Source organism: Cyanobacteriota bacterium (assembly GCA_027618255.1).
In the GTDB taxonomy this organism is placed as follows: Bacteria; Cyanobacteriota; Vampirovibrionia; order LMEP-6097; family LMEP-6097; genus JABHOV01.
In genome coordinates this window covers 24,039-39,667 of sequence record JAQCFG010000001.1, presented here as the reverse complement: position 1 = coordinate 39,667, position 15,629 = coordinate 24,039, and the positions used below count along the sequence as shown (strand labels likewise).

At 38.8% G+C, this 15,629-nt stretch carries 12 protein-coding genes; 3 read left to right on the top strand and 9 right to left on the bottom strand.

The genetic code is table 11. From position 1 onward, the window contains the following. Window positions 1–7: 7 nt before the first annotated feature. Window positions 8–892 carry a bifunctional methylenetetrahydrofolate dehydrogenase/methenyltetrahydrofolate cyclohydrolase FolD gene (gene folD / locus O3C63_00170; protein ID MDA0771339.1) on the bottom strand — a complete coding sequence of 295 codons (885 nt, stop codon included), beginning with the start codon at window positions 890–892 and terminating at the stop codon, window positions 8–10. A 136-nt stretch (window positions 893–1,028) separates the two neighbouring features. Here folD and uvrB point away from each other — a divergent pair, with 136 nt between their 5' ends. After that, window positions 1,029–3,122 (top strand): excinuclease ABC subunit UvrB, encoded by a 2,094-nt coding sequence (uvrB, locus tag O3C63_00165; protein MDA0771338.1) that lies wholly within the window; start codon window positions 1,029–1,031, stop codon window positions 3,120–3,122. On the opposite strand, the gene O3C63_00160 is transcribed toward uvrB, so the two are convergent. From O3C63_00160 to O3C63_00125, 8 genes are all read right to left on the bottom strand, one after another. Then, window positions 3,123–4,100 carry a hypothetical protein gene (locus O3C63_00160; GenBank protein MDA0771337.1) on the bottom strand — a complete coding sequence of 326 codons (978 nt, stop codon included), beginning with the start codon at window positions 4,098–4,100 and terminating at the stop codon, window positions 3,123–3,125. A gap of 18 nt (window positions 4,101–4,118) precedes the next feature. Then, window positions 4,119–5,642 (bottom strand): hypothetical protein, encoded by a 1,524-nt coding sequence (locus tag O3C63_00155; GenBank protein ID MDA0771336.1) that lies wholly within the window; start codon window positions 5,640–5,642, stop codon window positions 4,119–4,121. Between the two features lie 17 nt (window positions 5,643–5,659). After that, window positions 5,660–6,334, bottom strand: coding sequence for a hypothetical protein (locus tag O3C63_00150; protein ID MDA0771335.1), 675 nt, complete (start codon window positions 6,332–6,334; stop codon window positions 5,660–5,662). 14 nt (window positions 6,335–6,348) lie between these two features. Then, window positions 6,349–7,818 carry a hypothetical protein gene (locus tag O3C63_00145; protein ID MDA0771334.1) on the bottom strand — a complete coding sequence of 490 codons (1,470 nt, stop codon included), beginning with the start codon at window positions 7,816–7,818 and terminating at the stop codon, window positions 6,349–6,351. Window positions 7,819–8,016: 198 nt separating this feature from the next. Beyond that, the gene (locus tag O3C63_00140) at window positions 8,017–9,408 is read right to left on the bottom strand and encodes an AAA family ATPase (protein MDA0771333.1); all 1,392 of its coding nucleotides are present in this window, start codon (window positions 9,406–9,408) and stop codon (window positions 8,017–8,019) included. A 244-nt stretch (window positions 9,409–9,652) separates the two neighbouring features. Beyond that, window positions 9,653–10,627 (bottom strand): 4Fe-4S binding protein, encoded by a 975-nt coding sequence (locus tag O3C63_00135; protein ID MDA0771332.1) that lies wholly within the window; start codon window positions 10,625–10,627, stop codon window positions 9,653–9,655. Between the two features lie 21 nt (window positions 10,628–10,648). After that, complete coding sequence (locus O3C63_00130; protein MDA0771331.1) at window positions 10,649–12,214, bottom strand: peptidoglycan DD-metalloendopeptidase family protein; 1,566 nt, start codon at window positions 12,212–12,214, stop codon at window positions 10,649–10,651. 39 nt (window positions 12,215–12,253) lie between these two features. Beyond that, a complete protein-coding gene (locus O3C63_00125) occupies window positions 12,254–13,423 on the bottom strand; it encodes a hypothetical protein (GenBank protein ID MDA0771330.1) in 1,170 nt (389 codons plus the stop codon). A gap of 229 nt (window positions 13,424–13,652) precedes the next feature. On the opposite strand from O3C63_00125, the gene clpP reads away from it, so the two are divergent. Together clpP and clpX are read left to right on the top strand one after the other, a co-directional pair. Further along, complete coding sequence (gene clpP / locus O3C63_00120) at window positions 13,653–14,255, top strand: ATP-dependent Clp endopeptidase proteolytic subunit ClpP (GenBank protein ID MDA0771329.1); 603 nt, start codon at window positions 13,653–13,655, stop codon at window positions 14,253–14,255. A 25-nt stretch (window positions 14,256–14,280) separates the two neighbouring features. Beyond that, complete coding sequence (gene clpX, locus O3C63_00115) at window positions 14,281–15,621, top strand: ATP-dependent Clp protease ATP-binding subunit ClpX (protein ID MDA0771328.1); 1,341 nt, start codon at window positions 14,281–14,283, stop codon at window positions 15,619–15,621. The last annotated feature ends 8 nt before the right edge of the window (window positions 15,622–15,629 follow it).

Here is a 15,629-nt window from a genome sequence, read left to right as displayed (position 1 = left end):
AAGGTTTCTAAGCCCTTTCGTAAAGCTCAAAACAATTACTCAATAACATCGCAACTGTCATTGGTCCAACCCCGCCAGGTACGGGCGTAATATGTGAAGCGATACCTTGGGCTGAGGAGAAGTCCATATCTCCAACCAGTCTCTTTTTGCCATCTCTTGTGATGCTATTGATTCCAACATCAATGACGACAGCTCCTGGTTTGAGATTAGCGCCTTTGACAAACTCCGGTACTCCAATTGCAGGTATGACAATGTCAGCAGCTGCAAGCTCTGCTTCTAGGTTCTTAGTTCTACTATGTGCCATGGTGACTGTGGCATTGGCTTGGTTGAGCATTAGGCTAATTGGTTTGCCAACAAGAGTGCTTCTGCCAATTACAAGGACTTTGGCACCTTGAAGTTCTATGCCAGTTCTTTTGAGTAGTTCCATACAGCCCTTAGGTGTGCATGGATAAATAGCTTTGCGATCATTGACAACTAAAAGTCCAAGATTGTAAGTTGTTAAACCATCGACATCCTTATTGAAGTTGATATGATCAATAATTTCTTGTGTATCTGGTCTGATTGCTTCAGGCAAAGGTAACTGAAGCAAAATCCCATCTACTTTGGGATCAGCGTTGTATTTTTCGATAGTGCCAATCAATTCTTCTCTAGTGGTTTCTTTGGGAAGAACTGTTTTGAATGATTGAATTCCAACTGCTGCACATGACTGTTGTTTTTTATTGACATAAAAACTACTAGCTGGATCATCACCAACTAAAATCACCGCAAGTCCAGGTGCTCTTAGTTCTGGGTGTGCTCCAACTTTGGCTGCGATTTTGGCTTTGAGTTCGGCATGGATTGTCTCTGCAATTCCTTTGCCATCTATGTTCTGTGATTTAATTTCTGCCGTCATTTGTTTGATTATAGCATTTTGATAAGTAGGAGATTTTTTACTTTTCTCACTACTGAAATTTGTTTCTGACAGAGCTTCGTTTGTTAAGACTGTTTGCTGCAGCTGGTCCATATTGGCTTTAAGCTATAATAAAGAAGTGCAAGAAACAAAGCAAGACCACTTTAAAGTCCAAAGCAAGTTTGAGCCAGCTGGTGATCAACCCAAAGTTATTGAAGAAATAGTCCAAAGGGTTAAAGACGCAGTTCCAAGACAGACTTTGTTGGGGATCACAGGTTCTGGTAAGACTTTTACGATGGCCAAGATTATTGAGCTGACTCAAAAACCGGCTTTGGTTTTGGCACACAACAAAACTTTGGCTGGGCAGCTTTGTAATGAGTTCAAGGAATTCTTCCCAGAGAATAGGGTTGAGTATTTTATTAGTTACTATGATTATTACCAGCCAGAGAGCTATATCCCTCACTCTGACACCTTTATAGAGAAGACGGCTAAAGTCAATGATGATATTGATAGAATGAGGTATTCAACCACCAGGTCAATTTTTGAAAGAGATGATGTGATAGTGGTCGCATCGGTGAGTTGTATTTATGGTTTGGGGATTCCTGAGTTGTATTTCAAGTCAGCGATCTTGCTTGAAGTCGGCATGTTGATTGACTTGAAGGAATTCTTGAATCAATTGGTTGGAATTCAATATCGCCGCAATGATACTCAGATCACTCGTGGTTTGTTTCGAGTTCGTGGTGAGATTATTGAGATTCATCAGGCTGATGAAGAAAGAATCCTCCGGATAGAATTTTTTGGAGATGAAATTGAAAGGCTCGCCTACGTTGACCGGCTCACTGGTGAGATTTTGGAGTTGATGGAAGAAGTTAAGGTTTTTCCTGCTAAGCATTATGTCACTGATGAAGATACTTTGGAAAGAGCAGTTAAACAAATTGAAAAAGAGCTTGAAGATAAGGTTAATGAGTTTAAAAAACAAGGCAAGGATGTCGAAGCTCAAAGAATCTTGCAACGAACCAGATATGACATTGAGATGATCAAAGAAGTAGGTTATTGCAATGGTATTGAGAATTATTCGCGAATATTAGAAGAACGTGAACCAGGATCTTCTCCCAAGGTTTTGATTGATTATATGAATCGCCGTTATGGAGAGGATGGTTGGATTTGCTTCATTGATGAGTCGCATATGACATTGCCTCAATTAAGAGCGATGTATTATGGTGACTTAAGTCGCAAGTCTGTTTTAGTTGACTATGGTTTTCGTTTACCTTGTGCAATTGACAACAGACCTCTTAAATATGAAGAGTTTGATTCAAGAGCCAAGCAGATTATTTATGTCTCTGCTACTCCTGGTGAAGAAGAGCTAGAGCGCAGTCCTGAACCAACTGAATTGATAATTAGACCAACTGGTTTGGTTGATCCAGAGCTTGAGATTCACGAAACCAAAGGACAAGTTGATAAATTAATTGAAGAAATTAAGATCCGTACCGCAAGGTCACTTGATCCTGAGCAATATCATGCAGCCGATGCGACCATGTATTTCCCGAAGAACGAAAAAGTGATAGTTAATACTTTAACCAAAAAGATGGCAGAGGATTTGAGTGAGTATTTGGTTGAACATGAAATAGCTGCTCGTTATTTACATAGTGAAATCAAGTCACTTGATCGAATTAAATTATTGAACGATTTGCGTAAAGATGAGTACGATGTTTTGGTCGGTGTGAATTTGTTAAGAGAGGGGATTGATCTACCAGAGGTTTCGCTTGTTTGTATTATGGATGCCGACAAAGAAGGATTCTTGAGAAATTACCGTACTTTGATTCAGATGATTGGTAGAGCTGCGCGTAACTCCAAGTCTAAAGTAATTATGTTTGCAGACAGGACTACAGATAGTATGGCAAAAGCGATTGATGAAACTGATAGACGTAGAGCAATGCAAGTTGCTCATAATATTGAACACTGTATAATTCCTCGAACTGTTTTAAAACCTGTTTCTAATCCAATTCTTGATGCTTTTGATAAGTTGGATGAAGAGCAAAGAATAGCAGCTAGTGCTTTATTTGATAGCATGCTCACTAAACCACTGGCTCAAATGTCCAAGCGTGATTTGATACAAGCTATTGATAAGCTCGAGGATGAAATGAAAGATGCTGCAAAATCTTTAGACTTTGAGAATGCTGCTCTTTATAGAGATCATTTGAAATCGCTTAGAGAGAAACTGGAAGAAAAATAATTATCCGCCAGTGTTAGCCCCAGCTGTTGGTAGTACTGCGTCACCATGACCACTAGCCCTTATTACAGAGAAGACAGATGTTTTTAATTCGGTTAATGGTGCACTAGTCTGTTGAGCTTCAGTCAGTCCAGAAGTAAGGGCTGTGTGATCGTCCAACAAAGTTTGCATTTGCGCTTCAGTATAGCTTCCTCCTGCTTCAATGCCTTTGCCAACATTAGCTACTCTTTCCATAAAACCAATAATGTCATCGGATTTTTGACCAGTAATGCCAACTGCAGCAAGATCAGCATTCACTGTGCCAGCTGGTGCTGGCGGTTGAGGATTTGTATCTCTTGGCGCGACTGGTTTTTCAATATATTTAAGCATTTTCTCCAATCCTGCTTTGACTGGATTATAGAAGGCTTTAGTGATTGCCCCAGAGACGTTATCGTCTTTACCCAGGTCAGCACTAATACTGGCGAATTTATCAGTGATTTGTTTGACTTGATCTTCGGATACTGTGCCTCCTTTAGCGAGACTATCATTCATTGAATTAATTTGACTCAGTAGAGAGCCCATCTCTGATTGTTTTTCTTTTGTTACTCCGGCTTTCTCTAGAGCTGCTGTTGCATCTGTAGCAGCTTCAGATCTTGCTGTTTCTACGTCAGATCTTGCTTGCTCAAGTTGTCCTTGAATATTATTTTTTTGTCTTTCCAGTTTAGCAACTTCTTCTTTATCCACTACAGTTTTGGTACCACCGTTCTTACCACCTGTATCAATATCTTTGGTTGGTGGAGGGTTGAGCTTCTCTAGAATATTGTCTAAATCTTTTTCGCGAGCACTTGTAACACTCTCCTTGATTCTGACAATACTTTGTGATTGTGTCGCTTTGTCAGCTGCGACATCTTGGGCAAATGAGCCAGTAGCAACTTCTGAAGCCTTACTCTGAATACTTGTTATTGCCGATTTTAGTTGTGATTTTACCCCTGCTGCTGTCATAATGTCTTTCCTTTTTTTTTACGCTTGCCCTTCCCCTACAGCGTCTGCTTGAGATCCACCGAGGATGTCTCTTTGAGAGCTGAAGATACTTCTTGCTTGACTAAGTTCTACTGTGCTACTGATACTTGATTGAAAAGCAGCAAAAGCATCGCTGTTTCTTCCACTTAATTCTCCAAAGTCGCCACTGTCTGTGTTTTGTGCAAAGTCTTGCTGGCGATCTGTTGTTGGTCCAACATAGCCATAGATATTGCCACCTTGATTAAGTCCAACTTCTGCTAATGATCTTTGACTTCTTTCAATAGCATAAGTAAATGATTCAATACCATCACCTCGAGGATCTTCACCACCACCCATTTCAAAGAATGAAACAAAGATACCTACAGGTATAGTTCTACCAAAGGTTGGAGAGTTTGGATCAAGATCATATTCAACTTTTTGGAAACCAGGTTCACCATTTTCCTCAGTTAATAGAAGTGGTGCTGGTGCTCTACCTTGTTTAATGTCATTAATATTAGTTTTAAAAACCAGATCAACAAATTCTTCAAGATGTTCTCTATTACCTAAGTCATATGGTATAGATACTGCATTTTCATTGGAGTCAAAACCAGTAGTACTTAGTTCTGCTGCCATGCTTTTAAGAGCGTCTACAAATTTAAATTTGGTGTCGAGTAAATCAATCAAATCTTCGTCTACAACTAATTCACCAAGATGTCTACCTTGCTCTTCGTCAAACTTGATTAGTGGTTCGCCTCTTTCACCAGTTAACGGATTGCCAAGATCGTCTCTTGGAACATCAAGAGCGAAGTAATCATCGCCTTCTTTGATAAAGAATTGAGTTCCTGTCTCCTTGCCAGCTTCGTCTTGAATACCATCAAGAGCCATAATGCCGCCGTTTAATAGGGTTGATGCAGCATCTTCAAAATTCTTATCAAAATTCTCAGTGAATTCTATTTTGAGTTTTTCTAAATCCTCAGCGCTCATGTCCTCATTTTCGATACCAAGTTCGTCGAGCATTTGTCTTAATACTTCAATCTTGCGTTCAAAGATTGTTGCTCTGTTGATTTCTTTTCTTGCAACTTTGGCGTGATCTTTACTTATAACTTTGTGATTAGTTGCTTTTTCTAATGCTTCATTAGCTGCTGCAATTAATTTCTTGCCTTGGCTATGATCAATAACACCTTCAGCGATTTTACCAGCACCCTTGGCCATCATTTCAATACCTGCTGCTGCTTTCATTGGTCCAATAAATGGAATTGCTGCCATTGCTTTGAAGGATGCTCCTAGTGCGACAAAACCGAAACCCACTGCTTTTTTGACAGTACCACTTTGCATGAGGTTCATGCCTTGTTGCTTACTTTGTTCAGCTCCACTTGAAAAATATTCAGAGATAGCTTTAGATCTTTCTTGTCCAGTTTGTGCTGCTTCACCAAGAAAAGTAGCTTCTTCTTTTTGCTGCTGGTAAGCTTGCATTGTGCTTTTCTCGGTGATTTTGTGACCATCACCTGTTGCTTCTATTGCTGATTGAGTTATGCTGTTTGCCATTATATTTTATCCTCACGTTAGCCCAGTGATTCTGTTAGTTCCTTCTGCTCTTCTACTTTGAAATAATCTGCTGCAACTAAATCTCTTGCAACCATTTCTTTAGCTAAGCTTCTAGCATTCTTAAAGCTAGTACCTTCCCAAAGGAATTCAAAAGTGTTGATATAATCTTTGAATACTTTTTTGTATGCTTTGATGTGCCAGATGATAAATCTTGCTGCATTGTCTGAATCTAAGTGATAAAGAGGTACATGCTTAAGAACATAGTCATCTTTGAAATGCTCTTTAGCCATTCTCAAAGTCTTTACATCTTTAAGGTTGAGGTCTATTGAGTTTGAAGCATGAATTTGAATCGCTTTAATTTCACCCTCTGACAAGTTCTCTTTGTCTTTGATATATTTGGCGTTTGGAATACTGAAGATATTGATATGGTTTGCATCTTCATCCATGCAGGTGTAAACTACCTTGCCGTGATCTACTTCGATTGTAACTGTCCAAAGACCAGTTTCATCACTGTTTTCTGCTTTGATTAATACAGTGCTGCTATTGAGGTGAGCACCCTTGCGGAAATGCTCTTCTTGCGCTACTGCCGCTTTCAAAACTTGCATGATGCTTTGCTTCTTAGAATATATCTCAAGAAGTTTTTCTTCATAGAGTTTTGTTTTTTGTAAGTATGATGTTATTGTTGTTGTCATTGTTTTCTCCCTTGTTACCTTGTTCCCACTGAGCCTACCCTTGATGCTGCTTCGCCTCTTCGTCTACTATTTACTGGTGGACCATTAGGTGTTGTACCTGAACCTGAATTAGTTACTACTGGTGGTGGATTAAGATTGTAATCCTCTGTTAATCTCGTCGCTAATGCCTCTGTTTGATCCATCAATTCCGTGAAGTCTTGCTCACTAAATCCTGTTCCATCTGTACTAAAGCCACCTTGGTTCCTAATTGCAGTAGATGCATCAGCAAATTGCTCTTGGATCCCTTTGATTGCTTCAAAGTCAGTTGCAAGTAATCCATTGTATTGATTTGGATTATTGATGCCACCTAAAGTAGTCATCAGGTCTGTAAATCTTTGATTTGCTGGGATATTGTTTTGGATTCTTCCAGCACTACTATCAAGGGTGTTGAATTGAGTATTTAGTATTAGATTAAAGTTGCCGCCTCCATTTTCTAATATATTAGAAAATCCATTGGTTGAAGCAATCAATTTTGAAAAATCAGTACTTGGAACTTCTCTATCTTTATCAAGATTGTTATTCATGATATTGATTTGATCCATCAATTCTGTTAATTTTTTGGTGTCATTCTCGTTAAGTCCCTGTAGGAATTTGCCTGACTTGTCCATTATTGAATCTCGTGCCTTTGTGATTCTTGTTACTATTGTTCCGGATGGATCAGCTAATGCGTCCTCGTCAGTACCACCCGGTTCTAGTCTGGTAATTAGTTTTGCCATTCCAGTGTTAAAATCTTGGAAGAACTGAGCATAATTATTATCATCGTCATTGGTTGGGATTTCATAAGCATCTGGTGTTGTACCCGTCGTAAAATCTTCTTTAATTGATTCAAAACCTTCTTGTATTTCCTTCCAGAAACTAATAAGAGCTTCATTTCCCTTATTTGGTAATTCTTCTGCTAGTTTGGCTGATTGATCTACTGCTGATTTTAATTTAGTTTGGAAATCATCTCCTGTTAACTCATCTTCAGTAGCATTTTCAGCTGTAGCTTTAAGCTGAGAAACAAGATCAGAAAGTTCACCCATTGCTTGCTGCTGCTGTCCGCTTACTCCAGCTCCATCTAATGCTTGAGAAGTCAATTTCTCTGCTTCAGCACGAGAGTCTTCAACTGCAGATTGTGCTTGTTGAATTTGCGTATCAGCTGCTCTTACTTGAGCTTGTAATTTATCTTTTTCTCTTTCGTCTACAACTGTCTTGGTGCCGCCTTTCTTTCCGTCAGAAGTTACTTGTTTTGTTGGTGGTGGTGATAATTTGTCTTGAGCCTCTTGCTTGGTCATTTCAGATCTGGTTACAGCAGATTCTGCATCTTTAACTCTTGCATTGGCGCCTCTGATTTGTGAATCAAGGATTCTATTGTCTGTATTTTTATTTTCTGCATTAGCGGCCTTTGCCTGGGCCTTGCTGATGGCTGACTTGAGGTCTGTAATAGATACTTTGATCGTTACCATGATTTTCCTTCTTGTAGCTAGGACTTTTGCCCAACTATGATTTATTTAACCTATAGAAGTTAAGCTTGGGTTAAAATTGGGATATTTTTTTTAGTGAAGCTATAACACCTTGCTAATAAAGGGTTTCTAAATGAAGAAAAGAGCCCTGTTGAAGAGCTCTTCCTTTATTGTAATGAGATCTAGTGAATCTTTGAGTTGTTATATAGCTCGCTTTGCTAGCTTAATGCTCTCAAGGTCTGCAATACCACCTTGTGCATTATTCCAGTCTTTGTCTATATAAGGAAGGTCAATAACCAACTGCTCCAGGCTTTGGCTAATTTTGCCTAGTGAATTCTCATCGACAATCTTGATTGTTAGGTTTTTTGATTCTGTGATCTTAAAGATCTTGGAATCAGCGCTTGTGTAACTCTTGAGTGCAAAAACCACATCAGCGTCATCAAGCGTGTTCACTATAGAGAATTTGATTTCGCTATAAGTGCTTGCTGCTCTTTTGAGTAATGATTTACTGATCGCGTAAGGATAAATAGCAATTGTCATACTATCTTTGTGAAAAGGTAACTCTGCAACACCTGCTTGTGTCTCTGCTCTTTCTAAAATAGTAACTTCGTCTGTTTCCTTATCGCGCTTGCGCAGTTCTGGATGTATTGGTGATTCACGTAATATCGCGTCAACACTATTGGCTACATTCTTGTGCACATTGACTGTATATTTATCAATGATCTCAATACAAATATCAAAAGTTGGTTTAGAAGCTCTCTCTAATATGGTTTTGCGGGTACCGCGCTTTTTGGCTTCTTCGTCGCCAAGAGTAACGCATTGTATTCCACCAACCAAATCACTAAGAGTTGGATTCTGGATTACGTTTTCTATATTGATACCATGAGCCGTTCCAACTAGCGTTACACCACGTTCTGCGATTGTTCTTGCTGCTTCGGCATCTTCTTTGGTTCCGATCTCATCAATAACAATGACTTCTGGTGTATGGTTTTCAACAGCTTCAATCATTACATCGTGTTGTTTCTTGTCGTATGGTAATTGCATTCTACGCGATCTGCCGATTGCTGCGTGTGGTATATCACTGTCTCCTGCAATCTCGTTTGATGTATCTATGACAACTACACGTTTTTCCTTTTGAGTTGAAAGGTGATGAGCAATCTCTCTTAACATAGTAGTTTTGCCTACACCTGGAGGACCCAAGAGTAGTACAGATTTATTTTGGTCTAAATAGTCTTTGATGATTTGAATGGTGCCAAAGATGGATCTGCCAATTCGCATTGTTAATCCTATTACTATGTTATTTTTGTTTTTGACACAACTTATTCTGTGTAATGTGCCTTCGAGTCCTGTTCTATTTGAGTGATCGAATTCTCCGATCTGGCTTGTTATATTTTTAATGGTGTCTTTGGTGGCGCTTGTCTCACCTAGTAGTATTGTTTTGTTTTTTGCAAATCTGGCTTCGGGGATTCTGCCAAGGTCGATTACTATTTCTATTAGTCTGCTGAGGTCATGTTCTTTGAGTATCTTTTGTATTGTCACTGGGAGTAGCTCGATGATTTCAGCTACGTCGTCGTTCCTAATATCTACCATCATATGTTTATGATTCTCCTTTGTTTAGGCGTGCTAAGTCGAATTCATTCTGACCAATGAAACAAGATCTTAATATTTTATTTAGAAACTTAATCGCTTTAACTTTAGTCATCGTGATTGGCTACGGCGCCTATTTGCATTATACCTGTGAATTGTTAATTTGTAACTATGTTTTACGGCTTTTACCTAGTCTGTATAGACGAAATTGCCCTGTTTTTGCTAGATAATTTGATTTGCTGATTAAAGTTTAATTATCAAGGCTCTGTGTTCCCGGGTTTTGCACTAGTTTTGCGGCGAATTCTATTTTGTTTGAGAACTTCCTTATAGTAGATATTTTTTTGCGTGCGTAAGATCCAATTGCAACTCCATTGACTTTGACACCTGCTTTAAATGCTTTAGTAAAACTCTGGTCAGTGATACCACCAGCTAATTGAATAAATACGGTATCACTTTGCAAATGCATTATTGATTTAGCTGCTTCGATACTTACGATGTCAGTGTTCTGCTCAGCGGCACCTGACATTGCTTTGCCGTCAACCTGGATAATTAATGCTTTAGCTGCATCATGTTTGTTTTTGACTTCCTGGATTATAGTTTCAGCTGCTTTGACTAATTGAGCTGGGTCCATTTGCCCAGAGCCAATACAAAATGACTCTAGCTCAAATTCTGGAATTGATTTATAGAATTCACTAAAGGCATGAAGGTCATTATTGAGATGGATTTCAATTGCTCTTGCTCCAAGCTCTTGAAGCTCAATTAGTGACTTGGTTTCAAAAGCTGACCAGTTTGTGAATTTGAGTGCGTCAAAGTGGCAACTCGGTAGGCAGAGAGAGCAGCCAAAACATAAATCATCATTGTAGCTAAACTCGTTATTTTGAAAAGCCCCAGAAGGACAAGTTGGGACACATGCCAAACACTCAGTGCAGTTTTCTTCTTGAAGTTCTATACGTCTGAAGTGGGGGTCTTGTCCTATATTCACACTAACCATTATTAATGGCACTGTTAAATTAGCATCTTCTTTAAGTGCATTAGCGATTCCTTGTTTAGCAGAAATAACAGAATGCGGGAAAGCAGAAATATCTATTACATCGGCTCCAGCATGAGTGAAGAGCTGAGAGTACTCTTCTATCGTTTTATAATCCTTGAGTGCTGCACCAATTATTAGTTTGTGGAACTTGTGTTCTTCCAGATGCTTTAGGTGTTTAGGTTTGGTTTGGTGCAAGATTTTGTAATTCTATTCCTTTTAGAGGGTTGTTGTAAACTGGATTGGTAGAGAAACCTTGTCATTTGGTGCTGATTCATCCTCAATAGATATTTCCAAATGAATATGTGGTTCAGTTGTTGCACCATTGTGACCACTGCTGCAGATTTCTTGTCCAGCTTTGACTTTGTCGCCAACTTTGACTTTAGAGCTAGCCTGTTGTACGTGCAGATAGGTTTGTATTAAGCCATCCTCTCCTTTGATTAAAATGTAGTTAGTTTTTTGAGAGAGTTTTTCTAATATTTTTTCATCAGCTTCTGCTCTAAAATCTTGAGGATGTTCTTCAAACTGATCTTGAACATCAATTACGGTACCATCTCTCATTGCAGATATTGGACTACCTATTGGCGTACAAACATCAACGGCATGTTCTGCAGCATATTTTTCACTGTGAGAAAGAGGGTTGGTTATATGATTGTAATGTCCTTGATACGGTATTAAAGCTTTGATCGCATAGAGTTTACCTTGTTTTGATAGGGTTGCAGAGACATTATCATGATCAGCTCCTTCAGCGATTATTATTTCTGATGGCATTCCCAATCCTCGAACAAACTGTTGTAATTCTTGCCCGTGTCTAAGAGGAATAACTTGATCCTTGTCTCCATGAAGAAATCTAATATGTTTTATATTGGAGAGTAGTCTGATTTTACCTTTGTTGTCCCAAATGTTTTTTGTGAGTAATTGTTTGATGAAGTTTGGTATAAATTTAAACTTATCTCTTGCTAGTTCTTTAATGCTCACAAACGTCGAGCCTAGTGTGAGATGATTAAAGCGTTCTATAATCAGTTTATCTAAATCAGCTATTGATTTAATATTCTTCATTTCTTTGTAGTAAGCAGGGTTACGTTCTCTATTCCTTTGCTCAATAGCATGAATAGCTACAGCCGCGCCAAGTGAATGAGCTTTAATATCAATAGTCTCAGCTGCAATACCACGTCTATCTATTAATTCTTCAAATATAGCAAGTCCATCATTAATCAAGCCTTGTTCAGTTGGAATACCATTAGTTCCAGAATAGCCTCTATAGCTTGCCATGCAGACATTGTAACCATCTTGGTAGTCTTGAATTGCTTGATCAGTAAAGCTAGTTATATCTCCAGCGTTGCCATGGAAATAAATTTTGGTCATTGCATTAGCTTTTGAATTTTGGGCAAACCACATCCTTATATATTGATCGTCTTTTGTTTTGATAAATTGATCTTCCATTGGTAAGCCTGCATTTTTCAATTCTTGGAATTTCATGGCTAAATTAAGAGGGTGTATTTTTTGTGGTTGATAAAGAAGTTTGTTAACAAGCTTCATAAAGGCTTGATGTGGTTTGAAAATATCCATGAAGTTAAATTTCATTTCTTTGATTGCTTTGTTTCTAGTTTCTTGTCCAATCTTGTTGGCATCTTCTGGAGGATTACCTAATACAAGTTTGGGTGCTTCATGGATATCATTGTTAGTGGGGCGTCCGGTATTAAGCGAAACAGAGTCTGGCCTTGATGAAAAAAGCTTGTCATTTCGATGAGTATTTATGGCAGAACTTACTTGAGTACTCTGCATATTAATATATTAATACGGATTGGCGGACGGGGTCAATACTTATTGATTGAATCCAGGTATCTTTAGGGGAATACCCGGCGGACAAGGGGCTTCGATACTTGTATCACCAGCAAAGAAAGCCTCTCTGAGTGCATGGGGACCAGGGAGTGGGGAATAGGGGATTGGCTTAGTCTTGTGATTTTTGATCAATTCTTCGATTTTACTTGCTTGCGCATTGAGCTTCACTATATCCGCAATATCATTTCCAGGATTAATAAACAGAAGCGCAAAGTTGTCATAAGCTGCTTCTATTAATATGCCATTCTCTTTCAATAGATCTTCTATAGCAAAACCGGGTCCTTGAATAATAAATCGATATGGGTCGTGATTGAGATAAGGATTGAGTTTGATTTTTTTACTGATGCGAATTGTCTCTTCTACTATTCCTTGACCTTCATCAGCGTAGAGGCTTGCTGTTTCTGTCAGACTCTCCATCAGTAAATAACTCGGGCTGGTTGTTTGTAATAGTCGTAGCGAGTCTTCGATATATTGACTTGGGATTTTGCATTGTTTAGAAATATGCAAGACTCCTGTTTGACCTAAGCTACCGAGAGTTTTGTGCCATGACTGCACTGAGATATCAGCACCTTGCTCTAAAGCCGTTGCAGGAAGCTGATTGGAGAATTGGTAATGGGCTCCGTGCGCTTCGTCGATAATGACTGGAATATCCATTGTGCTCAATTCGGTGTGAAAACCTTCATAAGTTGGGTTGCTTAGAATGATTGCCGAATATTGTTGACTGGATCGCGCCGTAGCATCGTGAAGGCGGGTGACAGTATAGATTCCAAGCTCTTCGTTCCACTCCGGTTCAAACCACTCTATTGTTAAACCTGCAAGGATGATTCCTGCAATGACCGACTTATGAACATTGCGGGCAACTAACACAGGGCGTGTGTCATTAATTGAATTGAGATAGATTTGTAATGCGATACAGGCTGCTTGCATGCCAACACTCGCCCCATTAACCAAAAAGAAACTACGCTGGGCTCCAAAAATCTCTGCGACAAATTCTTGAGATTCTTTTAATACACCTTCCGGGTATTGCAAGTCATCTAGACCATCTAATTCGGTGAGGTCTCTGGCGTTTAATTTGCCTGCATGAGCAGGGCTATGAAAAGCGACATAGTTTTTCTCGAGCTGTTCGTTGATTTTTTGAGAAAGTGTAGACATTAATAGTAATTGTAACGCTAAAGATAAGCCACGCCAGAATTTGCATCCTTAGAAGATAACGCAACAGATGTGACTTTGAGGATAGACTCGTTGTGAAATGTGGTATTTTATAGGTATGGATTACAGAGATATTAAACGAGAGACCAAAGCTAACATTAGAGCAATAACCCAAGACTTAGGATTACCAAATCCTTTTGATGTGCATGGGACAACTAATAACATAACGAGTATGTATGTGCCAAGTGTCATTGAGACAACTCCAAGAGGAGAGAGAAGCTTTGACTTATTCTCAAGACTACTTAGAGAACGTATTATATTTCTAACTTCAGAAGTAAACGATCCAGTGTCAAGTATCATTGTTGGACAATTACTTCTTCTTGATTCAGAAGATGCTTCAAAAGATATTTATTTTTACATTAACAGTCCTGGCGGTTCTGTTACTGCTGGTCTTGCAATGTACGATACTATGCAGCATGTTCGTGCTGACATCGTAACCATCTGTCTTGGACAGTGTGCCAGTATGGGTGCTTTCTTGTTAAGTTCTGGACAAAAAGGTAAGAGAATGGCTTTACCTAATTCTAGAGTTTTGATTCACCAACCACTTGGTGGTGCTCAAGGACAAGCCTCTGATATTGAAATTCAAGCTAATGAGATTATGAGATTAAAGAAATTATTGAATCAGATTCTTGCTTATAACACTGGCAAAGATATTCATGTTGTTGAAAAAGATACAGATCGTGACAATATCATGACAGCACAGCAAGCTAAGGAATATGGCTTGATTGATGAAGTAGTTATTAAACGTCCTGGTGATCTTGAATCTAATAACTAAATTCATACTATAATTAAATCTATATATGGCAAAGAAAGACCTCCCACTCTTGCAATGTTCTTTTTGTGGTAAAACTCAAGATCAAGTACAAAAACTAATAGCAGGCCCAGGTATTTATATCTGTGACGAATGCGTCCATCTCTGTAATGAGATTCTGGTTGATGAAGGTATTAGTTCGGAACATGAAGAAGAAATCTCTAAGAAATTAGGCTTTGATCTTTTTGATGCTGACAAGATTCCTACACCCAAGGAAATCAAAGCGCATCTTGATGAATATGTGATTGGTAGTGATGAAGCGAAGAAGACTTTGTCGGTTGCCGTCTATAATCATTACAAAAGAATTTTTCACAACTTTAGTTCTAAAGACAATGAGATAGAAATCCAAAAGTCTAATATTTTATTGATAGGACCAACGGGTAGTGGTAAGACACACGTGGTAGAGACACTTGCCAAGTATCTCAATGTACCTTTTGCAATTGCAGATGCCACCACTATTACAGAGGCTGGTTATGTTGGTGAGGATGCTGAAAATATTTTACAGAGACTTTATCAAAATGCTGATAATGATTTAGGGAAAGCAGAAAAAGGAATTATTTACATTGATGAGATAGACAAGATTACTCGCAAATCTGAAAATCCATCTATTACTCGTGATGTTTCAGGTGAAGGCGTGCAACAAGCCTTGCTCAAAATGATCGAAGGTACCAAAGCTAATATTCCTGCTCATGGTAATCGTAAGCATCCACAGATGGATATGATTGAGCTTGATACCAGCAATATTTTGTTTATTTGTGGTGGTGCTTTTGTTGGTTTGGATAAAACTATCGACAAGCGTAGGCTCAAATCACACTCGACTGTTGGTTTTGGTTCTATTAGTACTACTGATGATGAGAAGGCACAGCGTCTTAGCGAGTCATTCAAGTATGTTGAAGCTGAGGATTTAGTGCATTTTGGTTTGATCCCTGAGTTTGTCGGACGTATGCCGATTGTCTCCTATTTAGAAGCTCCTGATATTGAGACTCTCAAACTGATTTTGACCAAGCCTCGCAATTCACTTACTAAGCAATATGCCAAGCTCATGGAGATGGATGGAGTTGAATTGACTTTTAACGATGATGCGATCGTGGCTATTGCGCAGAAAGCTCAAAAGCGTAAAATGGGTGCAAGAGCACTTCGAAGTATCATTGAATCTGTGATGAAAGATCTTATGTTTGAGGTACCTTCATCGAAGACAATCAAGGAAATCACTGTTACTAGACAGATGGTAGAGAATATTAATCTTGCCGAAGTGATCTCAATAGATGCAAGTAAAAAAGAAACAAAGAGAGTTCAAACAAAAGTCCAAGCTAAGCCAAAGACCGCTTAATCACTTGT